Annotated in this window: 16 protein-coding genes; 8 read left to right on the forward strand and 8 right to left on the reverse strand. The window is 54.2% G+C overall.

Annotation, left to right across the window (positions count from 1 at the left end):
* Nucleotides 1-13: 13 nt before the first annotated feature.
* Genes nudC through CPH17_RS03370 form a run of 4 tightly spaced genes read right to left on the reverse strand, consistent with a single transcriptional unit; the run spans nt 14 to nt 2,788 of the window.
* Nucleotides 14-793 (reverse strand): NAD(+) diphosphatase, encoded by a 780-nt coding sequence (gene nudC / locus CPH17_RS03355; RefSeq protein WP_074396322.1) that lies wholly within the window; start codon nt 791-793, stop codon nt 14-16.
* Nucleotides 786-1,517, reverse strand: a complete 732-nt coding sequence (dnaQ, locus tag CPH17_RS03360; RefSeq protein WP_096298261.1) for a DNA polymerase III subunit epsilon — start codon at nt 1,515-1,517, stop codon at nt 786-788. Before dnaQ ends, nudC begins: the two co-directional genes overlap by 8 nt.
* A 9-nt stretch (nt 1,518-1,526) precedes the next feature.
* Nucleotides 1,527-1,988: a ribonuclease HI gene (gene rnhA, locus CPH17_RS03365; protein WP_074396320.1), complete on the reverse strand. Its 462-nt coding sequence runs from the start codon at nt 1,986-1,988 to the stop codon at nt 1,527-1,529.
* A 53-nt stretch (nt 1,989-2,041) separates the two neighbouring features.
* Nucleotides 2,042-2,788, reverse strand: a complete 747-nt coding sequence (locus CPH17_RS03370) for a methyltransferase domain-containing protein (RefSeq protein WP_074396319.1) — start codon at nt 2,786-2,788, stop codon at nt 2,042-2,044.
* Between the two features lie 107 nt (nt 2,789-2,895).
* Here CPH17_RS03370 and gloB point away from each other — a divergent pair, with 107 nt between their 5' ends.
* From gloB to CPH17_RS03400, 6 genes are read left to right on the forward strand one after another with little or no spacing between them, the layout of a single operon-like run.
* Nucleotides 2,896-3,663: a hydroxyacylglutathione hydrolase gene (gene gloB / locus CPH17_RS03375; RefSeq protein WP_074396318.1), complete on the forward strand. Its 768-nt coding sequence runs from the start codon at nt 2,896-2,898 to the stop codon at nt 3,661-3,663.
* Between the two features lie 26 nt (nt 3,664-3,689).
* A complete protein-coding gene (locus tag CPH17_RS03380) occupies nt 3,690-4,910 on the forward strand; it encodes a transglycosylase SLT domain-containing protein (protein ID WP_074396317.1) in 1,221 nt (406 codons plus the stop codon).
* A 33-nt stretch (nt 4,911-4,943) separates the two neighbouring features.
* Nucleotides 4,944-6,842: an extracellular solute-binding protein gene (locus CPH17_RS03385; protein ID WP_074396316.1), complete on the forward strand. Its 1,899-nt coding sequence runs from the start codon at nt 4,944-4,946 to the stop codon at nt 6,840-6,842.
* Nucleotides 6,843-6,862: 20 nt separating this feature from the next.
* Nucleotides 6,863-7,936 carry a microcin C ABC transporter permease YejB gene (locus CPH17_RS03390; RefSeq protein WP_074396315.1) on the forward strand — a complete coding sequence of 358 codons (1,074 nt, stop codon included), beginning with the start codon at nt 6,863-6,865 and terminating at the stop codon, nt 7,934-7,936.
* A 2-nt stretch (nt 7,937-7,938) separates the two neighbouring features.
* Nucleotides 7,939-9,012, forward strand: a complete 1,074-nt coding sequence (locus tag CPH17_RS03395; RefSeq protein WP_096298263.1) for an ABC transporter permease — start codon at nt 7,939-7,941, stop codon at nt 9,010-9,012.
* Nucleotides 9,005-10,597, forward strand: a complete 1,593-nt coding sequence (locus CPH17_RS03400) for an ABC transporter ATP-binding protein (RefSeq protein ID WP_096298265.1) — start codon at nt 9,005-9,007, stop codon at nt 10,595-10,597. The genes CPH17_RS03395 and CPH17_RS03400 overlap by 8 nt, the downstream gene beginning before the upstream one ends.
* A gap of 130 nt (nt 10,598-10,727) precedes the next feature.
* Here the strand turns inward: CPH17_RS03400 and CPH17_RS03405 are convergent, their stop codons facing one another.
* The gene (locus tag CPH17_RS03405; RefSeq protein ID WP_074396312.1) at nt 10,728-11,432 is read right to left on the reverse strand and encodes a pseudouridine synthase; all 705 of its coding nucleotides are present in this window, start codon (nt 11,430-11,432) and stop codon (nt 10,728-10,730) included.
* Nucleotides 11,432-12,247 (reverse strand): amidohydrolase, encoded by an 816-nt coding sequence (locus CPH17_RS03410; protein ID WP_074396311.1) that lies wholly within the window; start codon nt 12,245-12,247, stop codon nt 11,432-11,434. The genes CPH17_RS03405 and CPH17_RS03410 overlap by 1 nt, the downstream gene beginning before the upstream one ends.
* Nucleotides 12,248-12,319: 72 nt before the next feature.
* Between CPH17_RS03410 and rarD the strand changes: the two genes are divergently transcribed.
* A complete protein-coding gene (gene rarD, locus CPH17_RS03415; RefSeq protein WP_074396310.1) occupies nt 12,320-13,213 on the forward strand; it encodes an EamA family transporter RarD in 894 nt (297 codons plus the stop codon).
* On the opposite strand, the gene CPH17_RS03420 is transcribed toward rarD, so the two are convergent.
* Nucleotides 13,199-14,848 (reverse strand): methyl-accepting chemotaxis protein, encoded by a 1,650-nt coding sequence (locus tag CPH17_RS03420; protein WP_074396309.1) that lies wholly within the window; start codon nt 14,846-14,848, stop codon nt 13,199-13,201. The two genes, rarD and CPH17_RS03420, sit on opposite strands and share 15 nt — an antisense overlap.
* A gap of 246 nt (nt 14,849-15,094) precedes the next feature.
* Here CPH17_RS03420 and CPH17_RS03425 point away from each other — a divergent pair, with 246 nt between their 5' ends.
* Nucleotides 15,095-16,801, forward strand: a complete 1,707-nt coding sequence (locus tag CPH17_RS03425; protein ID WP_074396308.1) for a SulP family inorganic anion transporter — start codon at nt 15,095-15,097, stop codon at nt 16,799-16,801.
* A 28-nt stretch (nt 16,802-16,829) separates the two neighbouring features.
* On the opposite strand, the gene CPH17_RS03430 is transcribed toward CPH17_RS03425, so the two are convergent.
* Nucleotides 16,830-18,665 carry a protein kinase domain-containing protein gene (locus tag CPH17_RS03430; protein WP_074396307.1) on the reverse strand — a complete coding sequence of 612 codons (1,836 nt, stop codon included), beginning with the start codon at nt 18,663-18,665 and terminating at the stop codon, nt 16,830-16,832.
* Nucleotides 18,666-18,674: the final 9 nt, after the last annotated feature.

Genomic DNA, 18,674 nt, shown 5'->3' on the forward strand with positions numbered 1-18,674 from the left:
CAGCCTGCCTTGCTTATCGCCAGCGTGCTAAGTGGGTTTCAATCAATTCGCGAGAAATCGAGTAAACAGGCGGCAAGGCGGGTAGTTGGCGTGGTGAAAACCAGGCAGCATCGCTAATTTCCACCTCATCAATACGTATACGCCGCGTGGTCGCCTCGGCAAAGAAGCCCAGCATTAGTGAGTGAGGAAATGGCCACGCTTGGCTTTGGTAGTACCGCAGTTGGCTGACATGAACGCCGACTTCCTCAAAAATCTCCCGATGCACAGCCTCTTCGGCCGTTTCACCCGGTTCAATAAACCCGGCTAAGGTCGAGTAGCGGCCTGGCGGAAAACGCGGGCTACGAGCCAGCAACATCGCCTCACCACTGGTGACCAGGGTAATAATGCAGGGCGAAATTCGTGGATAGTTACGATGGCCGCAGGCGTGGCAATGCATCGCAAACTCGGTTGCCAGCTTAGTGGCCTCGGCGCCACAGCGGCCGCAAAAGCGATGATTTTCCAGCCATGCCCCGACCTGCAAAGCCGTTGATAACAGCGCATACCATTCCGATGGCAACTCGCCCATCCATTGACGCCCATCTATCCATTCATCCCCAGGTTTAGCGGCCAATTGCAACGCAACCGGCTCGTCCTGCCAATAACACAACGGCTGCATGTCGCTGGTCCATGGCTGCCAAGGGTGGAGCGGGGTCAATACATCGCCATCAGCAGGTAACGCAGGTGCCAACCGGCTACGCGAGAGATATAGGACGCGGCCTTCATGTACCTGGTGGGGTATCTCTCTTCTAAGCATCGCTTACCGAGCCCTCACTCCAACGCAGTTGGTGCGCTTGGCATTTAGCCTGATGTGCTCGACGCTCTTCATCATTAGGCGCAATGACCCTAAGCTGCCCAGGCGTTAGCGTCATCCGTTGAATCGAAAGCCCTGATTCAGCGGGTGCATCACTGCGCTGAGATTGATTAGCTTCCGCATCCAGCGTTAGCGCCGTTTGCCCTCCCGTCATGGCCAAATAAACATCAGCCAGGATCTCGGCATCTAGCAGTGCGCCGTGTAATACGCGATGACCGTTATCAATATCGTAACGTTTGCATAGCGCATCAAGACTGTTGCGCTGGCCAGGGTGCATTTTTCTGGCCATGACTAGCGTATCAAGAATACGGCAATGATCCCTGACAGGACCTAGTGGTTGTGCACGGCCCTTGAGCATTTTCAACTCATGATCAATGAATCCCACATCGAAAGGCGCGTTATGAATGACCAATTCCGCGCCTTCGATGAATGCCCAAAAGTCATCGGCCACCTGCGCAAATACCGGCTCGTTGGCGACTTTGGCGTCATCAATGCCGTGAACGGCGACTACCTCAGCATCGATATGGCGCTCTGGGTTGATATATTGGTGGTAAGTACGGCCGGTATAACGCCGGTTGACCATTTCCACGGCACCAATTTCCACCAAACGATGGCCATCTTTAGGATCGATCCCCGTCGTTTCTGTATCCAATATGACTTGGCGCATCATGGTCTCCTACGCGCGTTGTGTTGCTTCATCAATGGCTTGGTTTGCAAGTGCATCGGCTTGTTCATTGCCAGGGTGTCCGCTGTGCCCTTTGACCCAATGCCACTCAACCTGATGCCGCTGGGCTTCGGCATCTAGCTGCTTCCATAGCTCAGCGTTTTTGACGGGTTGTTTCGCGGCGGTTTTCCATTGGCGCTTACGCCAATTATGAATCCACTGTGTAATGCCTTGGCGGACGTATTGTGAATCCGTCCAAATCGCCACCTGGCAGGGTTTATTCAACGTGCGCAACGCCATAATAGCCGCCATTAATTCCATTCGGTTATTGGTCGTCTGTGCTTCATACCCATACAAGGTTTTCTCATGCTGCCCACTTGCCAGCACAACCCCCCACCCGCCAGGGCCAGGATTTCCACGGCAGGCTCCATCGGTATACACGGTTACCTGAGGCAACCGCTCTGTTTCAGTCACGTTTGAGAGTCCTTAAATCGAAATTATCGCGTGCTTAGCGCCTAATGAAACCGTCAGTCATTTTTGGTGCGTGTCGCACCAAGCGAATTTGCTGCTACTGGAGATTTCAAACCAAATTTGATGCGTTGCATAGGCGCTCTGGGCTGGCGACGCTTGGCCAACACTATATAGCTTTCTCCCAGTGGACAGTTATAGCGCCGCCCCAGGGACTCCCAATGCTCCACGCAGCGCCCTCCAGGCCAGCTTCTAAAACAGCAGTAGTCTACGCGTTCGACCTCAAAGTCGACAAATGCTAACCAGTCACCCATTCGGCTGGCCGTGCGCCATTGCCCATTCCAGGGATATTGGCCTTGACGTTTGCGCCATTGCTTAACCACGCCGCTAACGCCGATGGGATTGAAACCAAACAGCACCAAAATACCGCTATCAGAGGTGACGCGCGCGGCCTCTTGCAATGTGTGGTGGGCATCCGGCAGGTGCTCAAGCCAGTGATGAAGCACCACAACATCCAGGCACCGATCAGGCAATGCCAATCGTTCAGCTGGACAAACCAACGTCTGCTCGTGGGGGGCACTCTTTCGGTTGGGCGCCCATTGAAGCGTGTGTGCAATTCCCGACATGGACATCATCGTAGGCCCCATGGCCATCTCAAGGCTATGGCCGCCAGAACGTGAGTCAACCAGGGGCCCCAGGCAGGCTCGCTGGGAATCCCATAACGATTTGCCTGCCTCAGATTCCCAGTAAGCTCGACTCGCGAATAACTGCTTGGCAAGTGTCTCTGTCGCTGCTGAATTTGACATGTACCGCACAACCCTCCAAAGTAACGGCTTTTTGACGTCTTGCATGCACCACGAAAGCGCTATCAAACTAACCGTAAGCGCTAATTCATCGTTAAAGGATCTCGCCTATGATGAGCGTGACACCGATCCCCGCCTTAAGCGACAACTATATTTGGCTGCTTCGACAAGATACCAGCCAAGAAGTATGCGTGGTGGATCCAGGTGAAGCGCTTCCCGTTATTGAGTTTCTGGAGCGCGAGTCGTTATCGCTTAGCACTGTTTTGATCACCCATCACCACCCTGATCATACTGACGGGCTGGGAGAACTGATCAAGCGCTACGCTCCACGGGTAATCGGCCCGAAAAATCCTTCAATTAATGGTGTCGAAGAGCGCGTAGGCGATGGCGATGAAGTTCGCGTCATGGGCCGATTATTTGAAGTCTTTGAGACACCTGGGCATACGTTAGACCATATTAGTTATTTTACACCAGGGATTCCCCCACTGCTGTTTTGTGGTGACACCTTATTTTGCGCCGGTTGCGGTCGCCTCTTTGAGGGAACACCCGAGCAAATGCACGCGGCCTTAAAGCGTCTTGCGGCGCTACCCGAAGAAACCTTTGTTTTCGCCGCGCACGAATACACTCAGGCTAACCTTCGCTTTGCCAGCGAAGCAGATCCTGAGAACGAAGACGTCAAACACGCCTTAATGGAGTGTGATAAGGCGCGGGCCTTAGACCGCCCCACCTTACCCAGCACGATAGGACGCGAGCTGAAAATCAACCCCTATTTGCGCGTCGGCACCGAAAGTGTCCGTAATGCTGCAAGCAAACAGGGTTCTATTGATAATGATCTCGCAACGTTCGCCACTCTTCGCGAGTGGAAGAATCGTTACTAAACGCTATCGCAACGACGTAACCCACTATGACGTATCGCACGATTCGCCAACGCCTATTATTAAGCGCCGGTAGTACAGTGATCATGAGCCTGCTTTTGGCAGCTGCGGCAAACTCGCAGGCCTCTGCGACTAGCTATGATACCTCTCCCCGCGCTACCTCAACGTCCAGCGCGACTAACGAGTCGCGTAACGCTCGCCCCTCATCTTTCCAAATGCATTTCTGGGAAGAACTTATGCTGGAGCCGCAGGATGCTTGGGGGAAACTGCGCGAAAGCTTCCACTGGCGTGAGCAATCGTTGCCCGCCGAGGCTCAAGCACGTGTAGATGAATGGATTGATCACTACAGATCACGCCCGGAAAACATTGTTGAAATCACCGAACGCGCAAGTCCATGGCTTGCCTGGATCACTCAGCAAATCAGTGAGCGCAATTTGCCGGGAGAGATGGCCCTCATTCCTTTCGTGGAAAGCTCATTTGACCCCGGCGCGCGCAGCCATAGTGGCGCTGCCGGGCTATGGCAGTTTATGCCCGGCACCGGCGATGCCTTAGGACTCGTGCGCAATGGGAACTACGATGGCAGACTGGACGTTGTCTCCTCAACCAATGCGGCGCTTGACTATCTCGAAACGCAGGCCGATCAGTGGTACGAAGGTGATTTGCAACTATCGGTCGCCGCCTACAACGCAGGCGCAGGTACGGTCAATAAAGCTAAGCAGCGCGCCGAGAGCGAGGGCCTAACCGGTGAATACTGGGATCTGAGCCTGCCTCAAGAGACCATGCAGTACCTGCCAAAATTGCTCGCTATTGCCACCATTATTGATGACCCAGAGCGCTACGACATCAGCTTGCCTGAAATTCATACGGAGCCCGCTTTTGCCAAGGTGAAGCTTGAGCATTCAGTTACCTTGACTGAAGCCTCCCAGCTATTGGACGTAGAAAAATCGGCGTTGGCTGAGCTCAATCCTGGTCTTATAAATGGTGCGCTCAACCCGTCAAGCGCTCAAACGCTGCTGGTTCCGGAAGACGTGGATCAACAAATGTTGGCTGAGCTTTCTAACGATAGTAGTAATCGTCAGACCGCTACCCGAGACAACGCGCCGGACACTTACCGTGTGGAAAGTGGCGACAGCTTATCGACAATCGCCAGTCGCTATAACCTGAGCGCCCAGGAGTTAATGCGCTTAAACGCGATTGACAGTCCGGATGCTTTACAAGCGGGTCAACTCCTGACACTTTCAGAACGTTGAGATTATCCGCCTTGTTAATAGGGAAACTGCCCCATGCACTGTGGCGTTATTGTGCGTCCCGCTTTATGCATTGCCCGGAACGCCTTGCTTGTGCTCTGCTCACTGGCAAGCTCTTTCGCCTATAGCGACACGGATATTGCCCCCACGGCCACGGACGGCACCGCGCCTATCGAAACGCGCCACGCGCTTTCGCTTTACGGCTCACCGGCGCTGGATGAGGATTTCGAACACTTTTCTCACGTCAACCCAGACGCCCCTAAAGGCGGCAGTATCACGCACACGGCCGTGGGCGGCAGTTTCGACTCGACAAACCCATTCATTACTCGCGGCACCCCGGCAACCGGCGTATCGCGGATTTATGACACCTTGATGGCGAGCAACCCCAACGAGCCCTTCAGCCTTTACGGCCTACTCGCCGAAGGCGTGCGCCTAGACCCCGATCGCGAATGGATCGAGTTTGATATTCGCCCAGAGGCGCGCTTTCATGACGGTGAGCCGGTCACCGCCTACGACGTGGTATTTTCGCTGAACCTGTTGCGTGAGGAAGGCAATCCGTTCTACAGCAGCTACTATGCAGGCGTCGAGCAGGCCGTCGCGCTCAATGAGCACCAGGTACGCTTCACCCTGACCGACACCGAATCCCGGGAGTTGCCGCTCATCGTGGCCCAATTGCCCATTCTGCCGCGCCACTACTGGGAGCAGCATGATTTTAGCGCGCCCTCCCTGGCCATTCACCCCGGCTCAGGCCCCTACAAGATCAGTGAAGTGGACCCGGGACGGCAGATCGTCTACGAGCGCGACGAAGACTATTGGGCAAAAGACCTGCCGGTGAACGTGGGCCGCAACAATATCGACCGGGTGATCTACGATTACTACCGAGACCGGGAGATTGCCTGGGAAGCTTTCAAGGCCGGACTGACAGATTTTCGCACCGATGCCCGTGCCGCCACCTGGGCCATTGGCTATGACTTTCCTGCCTATGAAGAGGGACTGGTCAAGCGCATCACGGTACCCGACGCGAATCCGTCCATGATGCAGGGGTTCGTGTTCAATCTGCGCAAGGAAAAATTCCAGGACCCGCGGGTTCGCGAAGCGCTCAGTCTGGCGTTTGATTTCTCCTGGCTGAATACCAATATTTTCTACGATACCTATCAACGTACCGAGAGCTTCTTCCAGAACTCCGAGATGGAAGCCGAAGGGCCGCCCAGCGACGCTGCCCTCGAACTGCTGGAGCCACACCGTGAAGCGTTGCTGGACTCCCATCAATCCGACCGACTGTTCACCGAGGCCCTGCCGATCGACCACCCCGAGGACCTTCGTGAACGCCTGCGGCTTGCCCTGGACCTGCTCCGTGAGGCGGGATACCGAGTGGAGGACGGCGTTCTCGTCCACCAGGACACCGGAGAGCCGTTGAGTCTGGAAGTCCTGCTCTACGATTCAGGCATGGAGCGCGTGGTTCAGCCTACGCTGCGTAACATGGCCCGCCTGGGCGTGCAGACGTCGTTACGTATTGTCGATATCAACCAGTATCACAACCGTCAGCGCAATTTCGACTTTGACATGGTGGTCAGCCATTTTCCGCAGTCCAATAATCCGGGGAATGAGCAGCGTGACTTCTGGACCAGCCAAGCGGCCGATTCACCCCAGAGTCGCAACCGCATGGGCCTTGCGCATCCGGCGGTCGATGACCTGGTCGAGCAGCTTATCCGCGCTGACGACCGCGAAGAACTGAATACCATTACCCGGACGTTGGATCGGGTGTTGCGCTGGGGATTTTATGTTATTCCTCATTACCATTCAGGCGAGACGCGGATCGCCATTTGGGATAAATTCGGTTATCCCGATCCTTTCCCTGAATATGCCATGGATCTAGACGCGTGGTGGGTAGACCCCGAACGTGAAGCCGCTTTACAGCGTCAATCCCGACGCTGAGCCGGTGTGAGGAGAACGCTGTGGCACGCTACACGCTACGTCGACTGCTGCTGATGATACCTACTCTGATAGGCATCATGCTGCTCAATTTCATTATCGTGCAGGCTGCGCCCGGCGGCCCGATCGATCAGATGCTGGCACGCTTCGAAGGCGCCGATGCCATGGCCAGCACACGCTTGGACATGGGCGGCGCGGATGTCCAGGTGAACGACGAGTCACGCGGAGCTCGCGGGATTGACCCGCGCTTCATCGAGCAGCTCGAACAGCAGTTCGGCTTTGACAAGCCCGCCCATGAGCGTTTTCTGGGCATGATGGGCGACTATCTGACGTTCGACTTTGGCACCAGTTTCTTCCGTGACCGCCCCGTCACGGAACTGATGATCGAGCGCCTGCCGGTGTCGATCTCACTGGGGCTCTGGACGACGCTGCTGGTCTACCTGATCTCGATTCCGCTCGGCGTTCGTAAAGCGCTACGTCACGGCTCGCGCTTTGACGTCTGGACCTCTGGCCTGGTGATCGTCGGCTATGCCATTCCCGGGTTTTTATTCGCCATTTTGCTGATTGTGGTGTTTGCCGGCGGCACCTACCTGGACTGGTTTCCGCTCAGGGGGCTGACATCACCGGATTTCGACCAGCTCTCCATCTGGGGCAAAATCAAGGACTATTTCTGGCATATCACCCTCCCCGTGATTGCCGCCGCGATCGGCAGTTTTGCCACGCTCACCATGCTGACCAAAAACAGCTTCCTGGATGAAATCCATAAGCAATACGTGCTCACCGCCCGCGCCAAAGGCGCCGATGAGCGACGTATTCTCTACGGTCATGTGTTTCGCAATGCCATGCTGATCATTATCGCCGGCCTGCCCTCAGCCCTGATCGGCATTTTCTTCACCGGCTCGCTGCTGATCGAGGTGATTTTCTCCCTCGACGGCCTCGGCCTGCTGGGGTTTGAAGCGGTCATGCAGCGCGACTATCCGGTCATTTTTGGCACCCTGTTTCTCTATACGTTGATTGGCTTGCTGCTCAAGCTGGTGTCGGACCTGACATATGTGTGGGTGGACCCGCGCATCGACTTTGCAACACGGGAATCGTGATCATGGCTGCCTTTTCGTCTCGATTTTCACCTATCACCAAGCGTCGTCTGGCGGCATTCAGATCGAACCGACGGGCCTGGGTATCGCTATGGGTGTTTAGCGTTGTATTTGTGCTTAGCCTGTTTGCTGAGCTGATTGCCAACGACAAGCCAATCGTCATGCAGTATGATGGCGAGTGGTATGTGCCGCTGCTGGTCGACTACCCGGAAACCGAGTTTGACGGTTTTTTGCCCACACGTACCGACTACCTGGACCCCTTTGTCCAGCAGCAGATAGCGGAAAATGGCTGGGCGCTATGGCCGCTGATCCCGTTTTCCTACCAAACGCTCGACATGCAGATGACCCAGCCTTCGCCTGCGCCACCCGACGAACGCCATTGGCTCGGCACCGATGATCAAGGCCGTGATGTACTCGCCCGGGTAATCTATGGCTTTCGCCTCTCGGTTGCTTTTGCTCTGGTATTAACCGCCGGTTCTCTGGTAATAGGAGTTATGGTGGGTGGTGTGCAAGGCTACTTTGGCGGCAAGGTTGATTTGGTGGGCCAGCGCATCACCGAAATATGGTCAGGCCTTCCTGTGCTATTTCTGCTGATTATTCTGGCTAGTTTTGTGCAACCTGGTTTTTGGTGGCTACTGGGTATTATGCTGCTGTTTTCTTGGCTTGGGCTGGTGGATATTGTCCGGGCCGAGTTTTTACGCGCGCGGAACCTTGAGTATGTTCGCGCGGCAAAGGCCATGGGGCTGCCCTCTCGCTTGATCATGTGGCGGCATGTACTCCCCAATGCCATGGTGGCTACCCTGACGTTTATTCCTTTCCTATTTACCGGTGCGATCGGTACCTTAACCGCACTGGATTTTCTAGGGTTTGGACTGCCGCCTGGTTCTCCTTCACTGGGCGAACTTGCCGCACAGGGGAAAAACAACCTGCATGCCCCATGGCTGGGCATTACCGCCTTTATAACCTTAGCCACCATGCTGTCGTTACTGGTATTTATTGGCGAAGGCTTGCGTGATGCCTTTGATCCTCGCCACGTTCAACTAAGCCCGTCGCCCGCTAAGGAAGCGCATCATGCCTGAGCCCCTACTTTGCGTCGATAACCTAAGCGTTGCCTTTAACGGTACTAGTGTTGTCGACTCACTTTCCCTGGAACTTCATGCAGGTGAAACACTGGCGATTGTCGGCGAGTCCGGCTCGGGTAAGTCGGTATCCGCCCTTGGGCTAATGAACTTATTGCCTGCCAATGCTCAGGTAAGCGGTGAACGACGGTTAAATGGCGCGCGCTTAGATTTGCTTAGCAACGCCGAGTGGAACGACTTGCGCGGTAATAAAGTGGGCGTTGTCTTCCAAGAGCCTATGACATCGCTTAACCCACTCCATCGCATTGGTAAGCAAATTGGCGAGTCCCTTCGTTTGCATCAAGGGCTCACTGGAAAGGCTGCGCGAGCAAAGGCTAAAACATTACTCGAACAGGTTAAACTACCCCGATCTGAAGAACTGCTTGATGTTTGGCCTCATCAGCTATCAGGTGGTCAACGTCAGCGGGTAATGATTGCCATGGCCATTGCCAATAATCCATCGTTGCTGATCGCCGATGAGCCCACCACAGCGCTTGACGTCACTGTCCAGCAAGACATTCTGAGATTGCTTAAAGAGCTACGCGACCAGCATGGCATGGGGTTGTTGCTGATTAGTCACGATCTTAATCTGGTACGCCGTCACGCAGACCGCGTATGCGTCATGTATCAGGGGAAAATTCAAGAATCGGGGCCTGTCGAGCGCGTTTTTGAGCAGCCACAGAGCGAATACACCCAGCGTCTTCTGGCCGCTGAGCCGGAAGGACGACCATCACCGGTTACTGAGAGCCCACCGTTACTGACTGTACGTCAGCTAAGCGTCAGCTTTAAACGGCCCAAAACCGGTTTATTCAAGCGCCAGCCGCCCGCATTTGAAGCGGTAAAAGCCACCGATTTAACGGTCGCCCCGGGTGAAACGTTGGGCATCGTGGGCGAATCGGGCTCGGGGAAAACCACCCTCGCCTCCGCGATCATGCGCCTAGTCGCTAGCCAGGGGGATATTACCCTTGGTGAGGCGCCCTTGAGCCAACTGAGCGGTAACGATTTGCGCCGCCAGCGCCATCGATTGCAGATGGTATTCCAAGATCCTTATGGCGCATTATCACCGCGCATGCCGGTATTTGATATCGTCAGTGAAGGATTGCGCTTCCACTCTCCTGATTTATCCGATACGGAAGTTACTCAGCGTGTCCATCAAACGTTGAGCGAGGTTGGGCTGCCGGAAAGCTGTGCGGCGCGCTACCCACATGAATTTTCCGGTGGTCAGCGCCAGCGCATCGCTGTCGCCCGGGCAATTATCCTCGAGCCTGAGCTGTTGGTATTGGACGAACCAACCTCTGCGTTGGATCGCACCGTTCAAAAACAGCTGGTGACGCTGTTGCGTGAACTTCAGGCACGGCGCCAGCTTAGTTATCTGTTTATCAGCCATGATCTAGCAGTGGTCCGCGCCATGGCGCACCGAGTTATGGTGCTTAAAGAAGGCGAAGTGGTCGAGCAAGGCCCTTGCCTGGAGCTGCTTGCCTCTCCTCAACATCCGTATACCAAGGCACTTATAGAGGCTGCTTACCTAAAAGACTTTGTTGGCTAATATTCTGCGCCACCCAGGTTCTCTCAGTCTTTTGCGTGTTAGCTTTAGAAACAAAGATAACGGTATAAAACTAAATAAAGAGGTTACTATTCAGCGATTCAAGTAACTCAGAACGTTAGCCATAAAAGAGTTAGAAGCTGGCTATTTCGTCAGGGGTTAGTTCGCGCCATTCGCCGGGTGCCAAGTCGTCCGTCAACACAAGCTCCCCGATGGAACGTCGATGCAGCGCCTCAACATGGTTGCCTAACGCCACAAACATGCGTTTAACCTGATGGTAGCGGCCTTCCGTGATAGTCAGCTCAGCTTGTTGCGGCGACAAAAAACGCAGTGTCGCTGGCTGAGTCGGCGTTTCTTCACCGTCAAGCATGATCCCTTCTGATACTTGGTGTATAGCCCAATCAGCGGTAGCGCCTTCCATGGGCTCGGCAAGCTCAGCAATATATACCTTGGCACAACGGTGACGTGGAGACGTCACACGGTGCGACCATTGACCATCATCGGTAAGCAGCAATAAACCCGTGGTATCCACATCAAGACGACCGACGGGCTGCAAGCGTTCCGCTTTGGGCAGGTCGATCAAGTCAATCACTCGCGGGTAGAGCCCTCGCCTAGCAGTACACTCTACATCAGCAGGCTTGTGCAGCATGATATAACGTAGCCCTACCAGCGCCAACGTCACACCGTTATGTACCACCACATCGTTTTCCGTATCAATGTGTGTCGCTGCTTGCTTGATCGGCTCACCGTTCAAGGTGACCTCACCATTTTTTAGCGCTCGCTTTGCTAAGCTTCGCGTTAACGGGGTCGTTTCACTTAAAAAGCGGTCAAGACGCATTAGTGGCCGACTCCTGACAGTAGCGAAAAGCGGTCGGCATCTTGCCAGGCAGGAAATTTTTCTCGAAAAGCATCTAAATCCGTTTTATTGAGGCATCCCGTTTCAAGAAACGGCGTATGCGCTGAATGATCGATAAGTGGTTCACCTTTAAAATCCACCAGCATGGAATCGCCGCTATAAGCCATTCCTTTGGCATCTTCGCCTACGCGATTAACGCCAATCACGTAAGTCAGGTTTTCAATAGCACGAGCTTGCAACAGCGTACGCCAGGGTTGACGGCGAGGTGCAGGCCAGTTGGCAACGCACAGCAGCGCATCATACTCGAAATGCTCGCCTTGTGTAGGCTGCTGGCGCAGCCAAACCGGAAATCTTAAGTCATAGCACACCGTCAGTAGTATTTTAAAACCGTTCAGCTCGACAATTTTGCGCCGCTCCCCCATGTCGTAACGTTCATGCTCGCCAGCCATGCGAAACAGGTGTCGCTTATCGTAGTAGGTCAGAGCACCTTGAGGGGTCGCCCAGATTAAACGGTTATAGAATTCTCCGCCCTGCTGGATAGCAACGCTACCGGTCATCACACAGTTACGCGACCGCGCCTGATCCAATAGCCACGCTACGCTTTGGCTGTCTTCCATGGGCTGCGCCATCTCACGGGAGTTCATCGTAAACCCAGTGGCAAACATTTCGGGAAGCACAATCAGGTCGGTATCCCGGCCATCAAGATCGCCAAGCAGTGTTTCAAGATGGGTATGGTTGGCGTGGGGGTTTTCCCAGCGCAAATCGCATTGCACCAGGCTAGTTCTAAGTTGGCTCATCGAATCACTCCTTTACGCCGCTCACGTTGTCACGGGTGTGTTAGATTAGCATTTTTAAATAATGAGGCTGCTATGCTTCCTACTCCATCACGCGATCCTGAAGCAGTCAAAGGCGTTACCTTTGCCCTGACGGCCTATATCATGTGGGGTTGTTTCCCGCTTTTTTTTGCACTGTTTGATGGCGTGCCGGCTGTCGAGGTGCTGATTCACCGCATTCTGTGGTCGTGTCTGTTTTTGGTGGGTCTTATCAGCCTCTTGCGTCGCTGGCCTCCCGTTGTTGCCGCTCTGGTGGAACCCAGGCGACTCTGGCGTGTCCTCGCCTGCGCTTTGCTGATCGCATTCAATTGGGGAATTTACATTTACTCGGTGGAAACCCATCAAGTATTACAGGCAAGTTTAGGCTATTTTTTGTCGCCACTGGTGAACGTGGCGCTAGGTATACTGGTGCTACGTGAAGTAATGGCGCGACTGCAGCTGGTTGCCTTGGGCTTGGCTAGCCTTGCCATCGCCATCCAGTTTGTCATGCTCGGTGAGTTGCCGTGGATTAGTCTGCTACTGGCATTGAGCTTTGGAAGTTACGGACTATTTCGCAAACAAGTGCCGCTTGATGGTCTATCAGGACTTTTTGTGGAAACGTTACTGCTGTTTCCTATTGCACTGCTTGCGTTGGCAGGGCTGAGTTGGCAAGGGGTTTCCCATTTTTTAAGCGATACACCAACCACCGCCCTGCTCGTTGCTAGTGGCATTATGACGGCCCTCCCTCTCATGGCTTTCGCGGGTGCAGCGCGGCGTTTACGTCTCGCCACGCTGGGGTTTCTAATGTACATCAACCCCAGCATTCAGTTTTTTATTGCGCTGACGATTTTCAACGAACCCCTGAGTCTTATCCAGTTAGTGACGTTCGTCATGATTTGGACAGGACTGGCCCTCTATTCGTGGTCAGCATGGCAATCACGCACTCGCTAACTGGCGACTAGGTAATGCCAGCGCCTCTTGATCATCAACTGTTAGTTGAGGCGTTGGTTCACGCTCTGGCTGATAGCCGATGCGAAACCCTCCCCAGTGCCGACCATTGATATAAATAGGCACTGATAGATCGTGCATAATTTCACCGGTATCACGTTTATAGGTTTGTAGTAGCAATGGTTTCTCGTGGGCACCGCACCGACGCCCAGTAGGATCATCGAAAATACGTTTGCTGCGACAAAATTTCAAATCGTGATCATAGTCACCGGTGGGTTTACGGCTCACCGCCTGATTATGGGTTGGCACATAGCCTTGCCGATCGCAGGTAATGGCATAGCTCAGCTCAAGCTGGCTGAGCAACGGTTCTTGAATATCGGGGAGATGTTTATCGGTGAAAGAATCAAAAGACGTGCGATAAAGCGGTGGCTGAGTATCGGGGATCTGCTGATATTCAGGCTGAAAAAGTGCCGACTCGCTTAATTCTCCTCGTTTAAGAGCACTTTCAAATAACTTGCCCAAACGATCTGCTGTTTTACGCGCCGCATGGAAAACTTGCTGATGACGGCCGTTAAGACGCTGTTGCGCCAGCTCTCCATCGACGCCTTCAGCCGCCTCCATCAAAGCACGTGCCTGGTTTGCCAGGTCGTGCATATTGCGGTTGCCTTCATCAACATCCGCCTCTAGCTGATGCAGGGTATCCGCGACGGTTTGGCTATGCTCGCGCGTATTATCAATGGCTTGCGCTACACTGCTGATTTCGCGTTGCACCTGATCAAATTCTTGGGTAATAGTGCCCAAACTGGTGCCAACGTGCTGCATATCAGCCGAGCGATGGCTAATGCGGCTCATCAAACTGCCCATTGATGAAACGACATTCTGACCGCTTTGATGCATATCCTTAACGAGTTCATCGACGCTTTGGGTGGCCGTTGACGTTTTGTGCGCCAGATTACGAACCTCTCCGGCCACTACCGCAAACCCGCGTCCGTGCTCGCCCGCCCGTGCGGCTTCAATGGACGCATTGAGCGACAATAGATGCGTTTGTTCGGCAATGTCTTCAATCATTGACGTAACGTTGCGAACGCGCTCAATTTTATCATTGAGCGACGTCAACATTTCCAGTGCTTGCTGGGATTGCTCAGAGACCTCGCTCATCTCATTGATAATATCAGTCAAGGCTTCTTGATTATGGTGACTGGACTCACGCGCGCTTTCTGCCAGCGCCGCCACCTGGGAGGCGCTGGCGCTGACTTGCATAATGGCTGTGTTGATCGCGCCCATACTAGCTGATGACTCACGCGCCATTTTTTCTTGCTTACTGAGACGCTGGTCCATCAAATCGGCATAGTGCGACACTTCAGCTGAAGCAATAGCGGTGCTGCTGGCGCGACGCATAAGTCGAAACGCCATCGCCCGAAGCGACGCGTAATCCGCCATGAGGCGATTGCCAGTGCGCTTGCCTTCTAACTGCTGCTGATCGGCTTGATAGAGTCCCCACCATGCGATCCAAACGCTCAGTGCACCGGCAAGTGCCGACAAACCAACCGCAATATATCCCCCGACGGTACCGTAAGACACCAGCCAGCCGGCAAGTGCCAATAGCACTATGGGAACCATCCATCGAATGACACGCATAGTCAGTACTCTTGTTATTAACGTGAAATGAGGTCCCAAACCCTTGAATGGGCTTAGCGTTAAGCTTACCCACTAATCAGGATTAAATAAGTAACACTTTGGGGGAAGAACCTGTCCAGGGCATGAATTTATCGGCGAGTACCGTAAATTGGCTTATAACGCGTTAATATAAAGCGCTACGTTCGCGTTAGGCTATGACGTAGCTTATTGTTTAGATAATTTGACGGCGAATCGCCCTTGGAGCTCATGCTAAAGCGCTACTTGCCCATCCTTTCGTGGCTGCCTTACTACCATAAACGGTTACTAGGGGCGGATTTACTCGCCGGCTTGATTGTTACCGTCATGGTGATACCGCAATCGCTCGCTTATGCGCTACTCGCAGGTCTGCCTGCGGTAGTGGGTTTGTACGCCAGTATCCTGCCACAACTGGTATACACCCTATTTGGCACCAGCCGCACCCTGGCCATTGGCCCGGTGGCCATCATTGCGCTGATGACCGGGGCCGCCCTTTCGGCTGTCGCCACGCCTGGTAGCGATGCCTATCTTCAGGCTGCGCTGGTACTGTCGTTGCTTTCGGGCGTCATGCTGGTAGCCATGGGGCTACTCAAAATGGGCTTTTTCAGCAATTTCTTGAGCCACCCTGTGATTTCGGGTTTTTTAACAGCCTCTGGCATTTTGATTGCGGTCAGCCAGCTCGGCAGCCTGTTAGGCATTGAAAGCAGCGGGTTTACCCTGGTCGAACGCTTGATAACGCTCACCCCTCACCTTAATGCCATCAATGTGCCTACGTGTGCCTTGGGCGTTAGCACACTGGTGTTTTTAGTCTGGCTTCGACGACATGGAAAATCGACGCTTCGGCGACTGGGACTGCGTGACAGCGTGGCTGATCTGGTGGCCAAGGCAGGGCCCGTTATCGCCGTTGTTGCCACCACGCTGGCTACTTGGTATTGGGGACTCTCGAACCAGGGGGTCAGCGTCGTGGGTGATGTACCCGCTGGCCTCCCCGCTTTCAGCCTACCTTGGGCCGACACCTCACTGTGGCGAGCGCTTTTCATACCGGCTTTGTTAATCAGCCTGGTCGGCTTCGTCGAGTCGGTTTCGATGGGGCAAATGTTGGCTGCTAAACGGCGCCAGCGTATTTCCCCTAATCAGGAATTGATCGGGCTCGGTGCTACTAACATAGCCGCTGCCATCAACAACGGTATGCCAGTCACCGGGGGCCTTTCACGCACGGTGATTAATTTCGATGCGGGCGCCCAAACGCCAGCCGCTGGCGCTTTTGCCGCCCTAGGCATTGCATTGGTGACGATGGCGTTTACCGGTTGGCTTTACTACCTGCCGATTGCCACTCTGGCGGCGACGATTACCGTATCTATTTTAACCCTCGTGGATATTCCCATGCTGCGCCAGACGTGGCGCTATTCGCGCAGCGATTTTTCCGCCATGGCGTTAACCATCACCCTTACACTTGTTGAGGGTATTGAGGCGGGCATCCTGGGAGGCGTTACCCTGTCCATCGCACTCTACCTATACCGCACCAGTCGCCCGCACAGTGCATTGGTCGGGCGAGTGCCTGATACAGAGCATTTTCGCAACGTCGAACGCCACGATGTCGAAACCGTCAGCCGTGTAGCGCTGCTGCGTATTGATGAAAGCCTTTACTTCGCCAACGCCCGATACCTGGAAGATACCCTCTATAACTTGGTGGCTAGTCGTCCCGAACTCGAGCACGTCGTGTTGATCTGCTCCGCGGTTAACCTGATCGATGCATCGGCCCTCGAGAGCCTTGACGCCATCAATGCCCGCTTAAAAGATTCAAATGTGAAACTGCACCTTTCTGAGGTAAAAGGCCCTGTAATGGACCAACTTAAGAAAAGTGACTTTCTCGACGCCCTCACCGGTCGCGTCTTTCTCAGCACCTACGCTGCATGGCGGGAGTTTTATCAGCCATAGATTTCACAACCGGCAGCCATTGCTGACATCAATTGCTAATATATTCCCGCGGATTACGCGGATAATAGCGTTCGGGCTGGCTTTCCAGATGGGTAAAGTAGCGGGTGTCTTTGTAGGGCATTTTCATAAAACCTGAAACTCCCAACCCTTCAATTTGGCTTACCGATGCAAGCATTCGCGCCAGTAACTTACGAAACTCATTTTCCCTGACGGGATCGAGAAGACGGTAGTAGCTATGAATTTTGAGGTGCCTGGGGAGTGCTTCAAAAATGATCATGCCGGTGTGGTGTATCTCATTAAGTTGCTGTAATACCCGCATAATCGACGCTGGAAGCACTAATAGCTCCTCGGGATCAGGGCCATCCTCGAAATAGCTATGCTGCCGCGTTTGGTCTTCTAGCTCGGGGACGGCGCTCATTTCATAGCTGATCGCCATACCCGGTTCGCAATAAAAAGGCTCTGTGGCTGCTTCCCTTTCCAGGTGCAACGTTTGGCGGGCATTAAATAAGCAACTTTTGAATACCCCTTGACGGTGAATCGCCCGCGCCAAGTGGACCATATTGTTAACCGCTTCGATAAACGCGGGCTTAAGCTCAGGGTTGTGCAGGTTTAATGACGAATCGATATACACCCCTTCCCGCTCCCAGCGCACCGCCAAGCCACCCACCACGGGATATTTACCAAGGCGACTGACCGAGGCCAAAAAAGCTTTTTCTGTTTCGCCCATGCCTTGCATGAACTGTTTGTAATAGCGGTCCAGCTGTACATCGTTGACGTCGTTAAGGGTTTCCGGCGCATTGGCTTCACGCAGAAAGGCCTTGCGCGAACTGTACACGACGGTATCGATTTCATATTCAGCGGGGCGCCCCCACACCGGCACCAGCGGTGATTGTGCCCGGCCGGGCAGATCAATCATTACCACCCTGGCCATGCGAGGCATCGCCTGCAGGAAGTAGTCGCCGGCCTGGCGGCGAATGTGGGGGTCAGGATCCAGCATACCGTCGAGTGTGCGGGCAAACTCCATGGGCAAGCCCAAGGAGTTTGCAGGAATGGCGCGGTGTCCAAAACGGCACGATTGCGCCGACGCCAACGCATAAAGAGTGCCAGCCACGCCCTGCTCGTCAAAGCGCGGTGAAGAAAGCGCGCCGTTTAATTGATCTTCGCCGATAAAGTAAACGTCGCCCAGCCGAGCATTGGTTTGTTGCAGGTTGTCCGACATCAGTTCCATCACGTTAGCGCCGACGAACTGCAACTGGGCATCGAGCTGGGCAAATACCGACGAGCCCCAGTCAATCAATGCAATGGACTCCTCAGCAGGGTCAAAGACCAAGTTGGAGGGTTTGATATCGCCGTGTACGACGGGCCGAGCCTGGGGCCCTGCCTCACAGCGCAGAGCGGCGAGAATATCCGCCAACTGGGCCGCAATGCGCATGATCAAACGGGGCGATAATCGCCCCTCTTTGAGGGATATCTGCTCCAGATTCCAGCCCGGCGCACGTTCCATCACCAGAATGGATTGACCTCGTGACCGTTGATAGGTGATCAGCCTGGGAATGCGTGGGTGCGAGACCTGCTCCAGCATGAAAGCCTCTTCTTCCAGGCGTTCTTGCAGGTGAGTGGGTAGCGTAATACGTGAAAATTTAAATACATAATGGTCGGTCGCGCCTAGGCTGGACGCGCTACCGGCGAACACAAACCCATAGGCACCTTTGCCAATCAGCTCAATGTCTTGATACCCCAACTGGGCAAGCTGTGCCTGGCACAGCGCCACCCAGTCCTTGAGTTTTCGGGCATCGTGATGACTCAGCAGATAGACCGATTGTTCTTCGGGTATGTAGAACTGCTGAAGCGGTGCCTGGGCCATAGTTCGCCT

It is taken from the genome of Halomonas sp. hl-4 (genome assembly GCF_900215475.1).
Classification (GTDB): Bacteria; Pseudomonadota; Gammaproteobacteria; order Pseudomonadales; family Halomonadaceae; genus Vreelandella.

What these genes read in the sequence shown, in the direction of transcription:
- CPH17_RS03370 (WP_074396319.1), bottom strand. Translation starts at nt 2,788, where the DNA reads ATGTCAAATTCAGCAGCGACAGAGACACTTGCCAAGCAGTTATTCGCG.
- CPH17_RS03425 (WP_074396308.1), top strand. Translation starts at nt 15,095, where the DNA reads ATGCTAAAGCGCTACTTGCCCATCCTTTCGTGGCTGCCTTACTACCAT.
- rarD (WP_074396310.1), top strand. Translation starts at nt 12,320, where the DNA reads ATGCTTCCTACTCCATCACGCGATCCTGAAGCAGTCAAAGGCGTTACC.
- CPH17_RS03420 (WP_074396309.1), bottom strand. Translation starts at nt 14,848, where the DNA reads ATGCGTGTCATTCGATGGATGGTTCCCATAGTGCTATTGGCACTTGCC.
- CPH17_RS03430 (WP_074396307.1), bottom strand. Translation starts at nt 18,665, where the DNA reads ATGGCCCAGGCACCGCTTCAGCAGTTCTACATACCCGAAGAACAATCG.
- dnaQ (WP_096298261.1), bottom strand. Translation starts at nt 1,517, where the DNA reads ATGCGCCAAGTCATATTGGATACAGAAACGACGGGGATCGATCCTAAA.
- CPH17_RS03400 (WP_096298265.1), top strand. Translation starts at nt 9,005, where the DNA reads ATGCCTGAGCCCCTACTTTGCGTCGATAACCTAAGCGTTGCCTTTAAC.
- CPH17_RS03405 (WP_074396312.1), bottom strand. Translation starts at nt 11,432, where the DNA reads ATGCGTCTTGACCGCTTTTTAAGTGAAACGACCCCGTTAACGCGAAGC.
- CPH17_RS03380 (WP_074396317.1), top strand. Translation starts at nt 3,690, where the DNA reads ATGACGTATCGCACGATTCGCCAACGCCTATTATTAAGCGCCGGTAGT.
- CPH17_RS03395 (WP_096298263.1), top strand. Translation starts at nt 7,939, where the DNA reads ATGGCTGCCTTTTCGTCTCGATTTTCACCTATCACCAAGCGTCGTCTG.
- CPH17_RS03385 (WP_074396316.1), top strand. Translation starts at nt 4,944, where the DNA reads ATGCACTGTGGCGTTATTGTGCGTCCCGCTTTATGCATTGCCCGGAAC.
- gloB (WP_074396318.1), top strand. Translation starts at nt 2,896, where the DNA reads ATGATGAGCGTGACACCGATCCCCGCCTTAAGCGACAACTATATTTGG.
- CPH17_RS03410 (WP_074396311.1), bottom strand. Translation starts at nt 12,247, where the DNA reads ATGAGCCAACTTAGAACTAGCCTGGTGCAATGCGATTTGCGCTGGGAA.
- nudC (WP_074396322.1), bottom strand. Translation starts at nt 793, where the DNA reads ATGCTTAGAAGAGAGATACCCCACCAGGTACATGAAGGCCGCGTCCTA.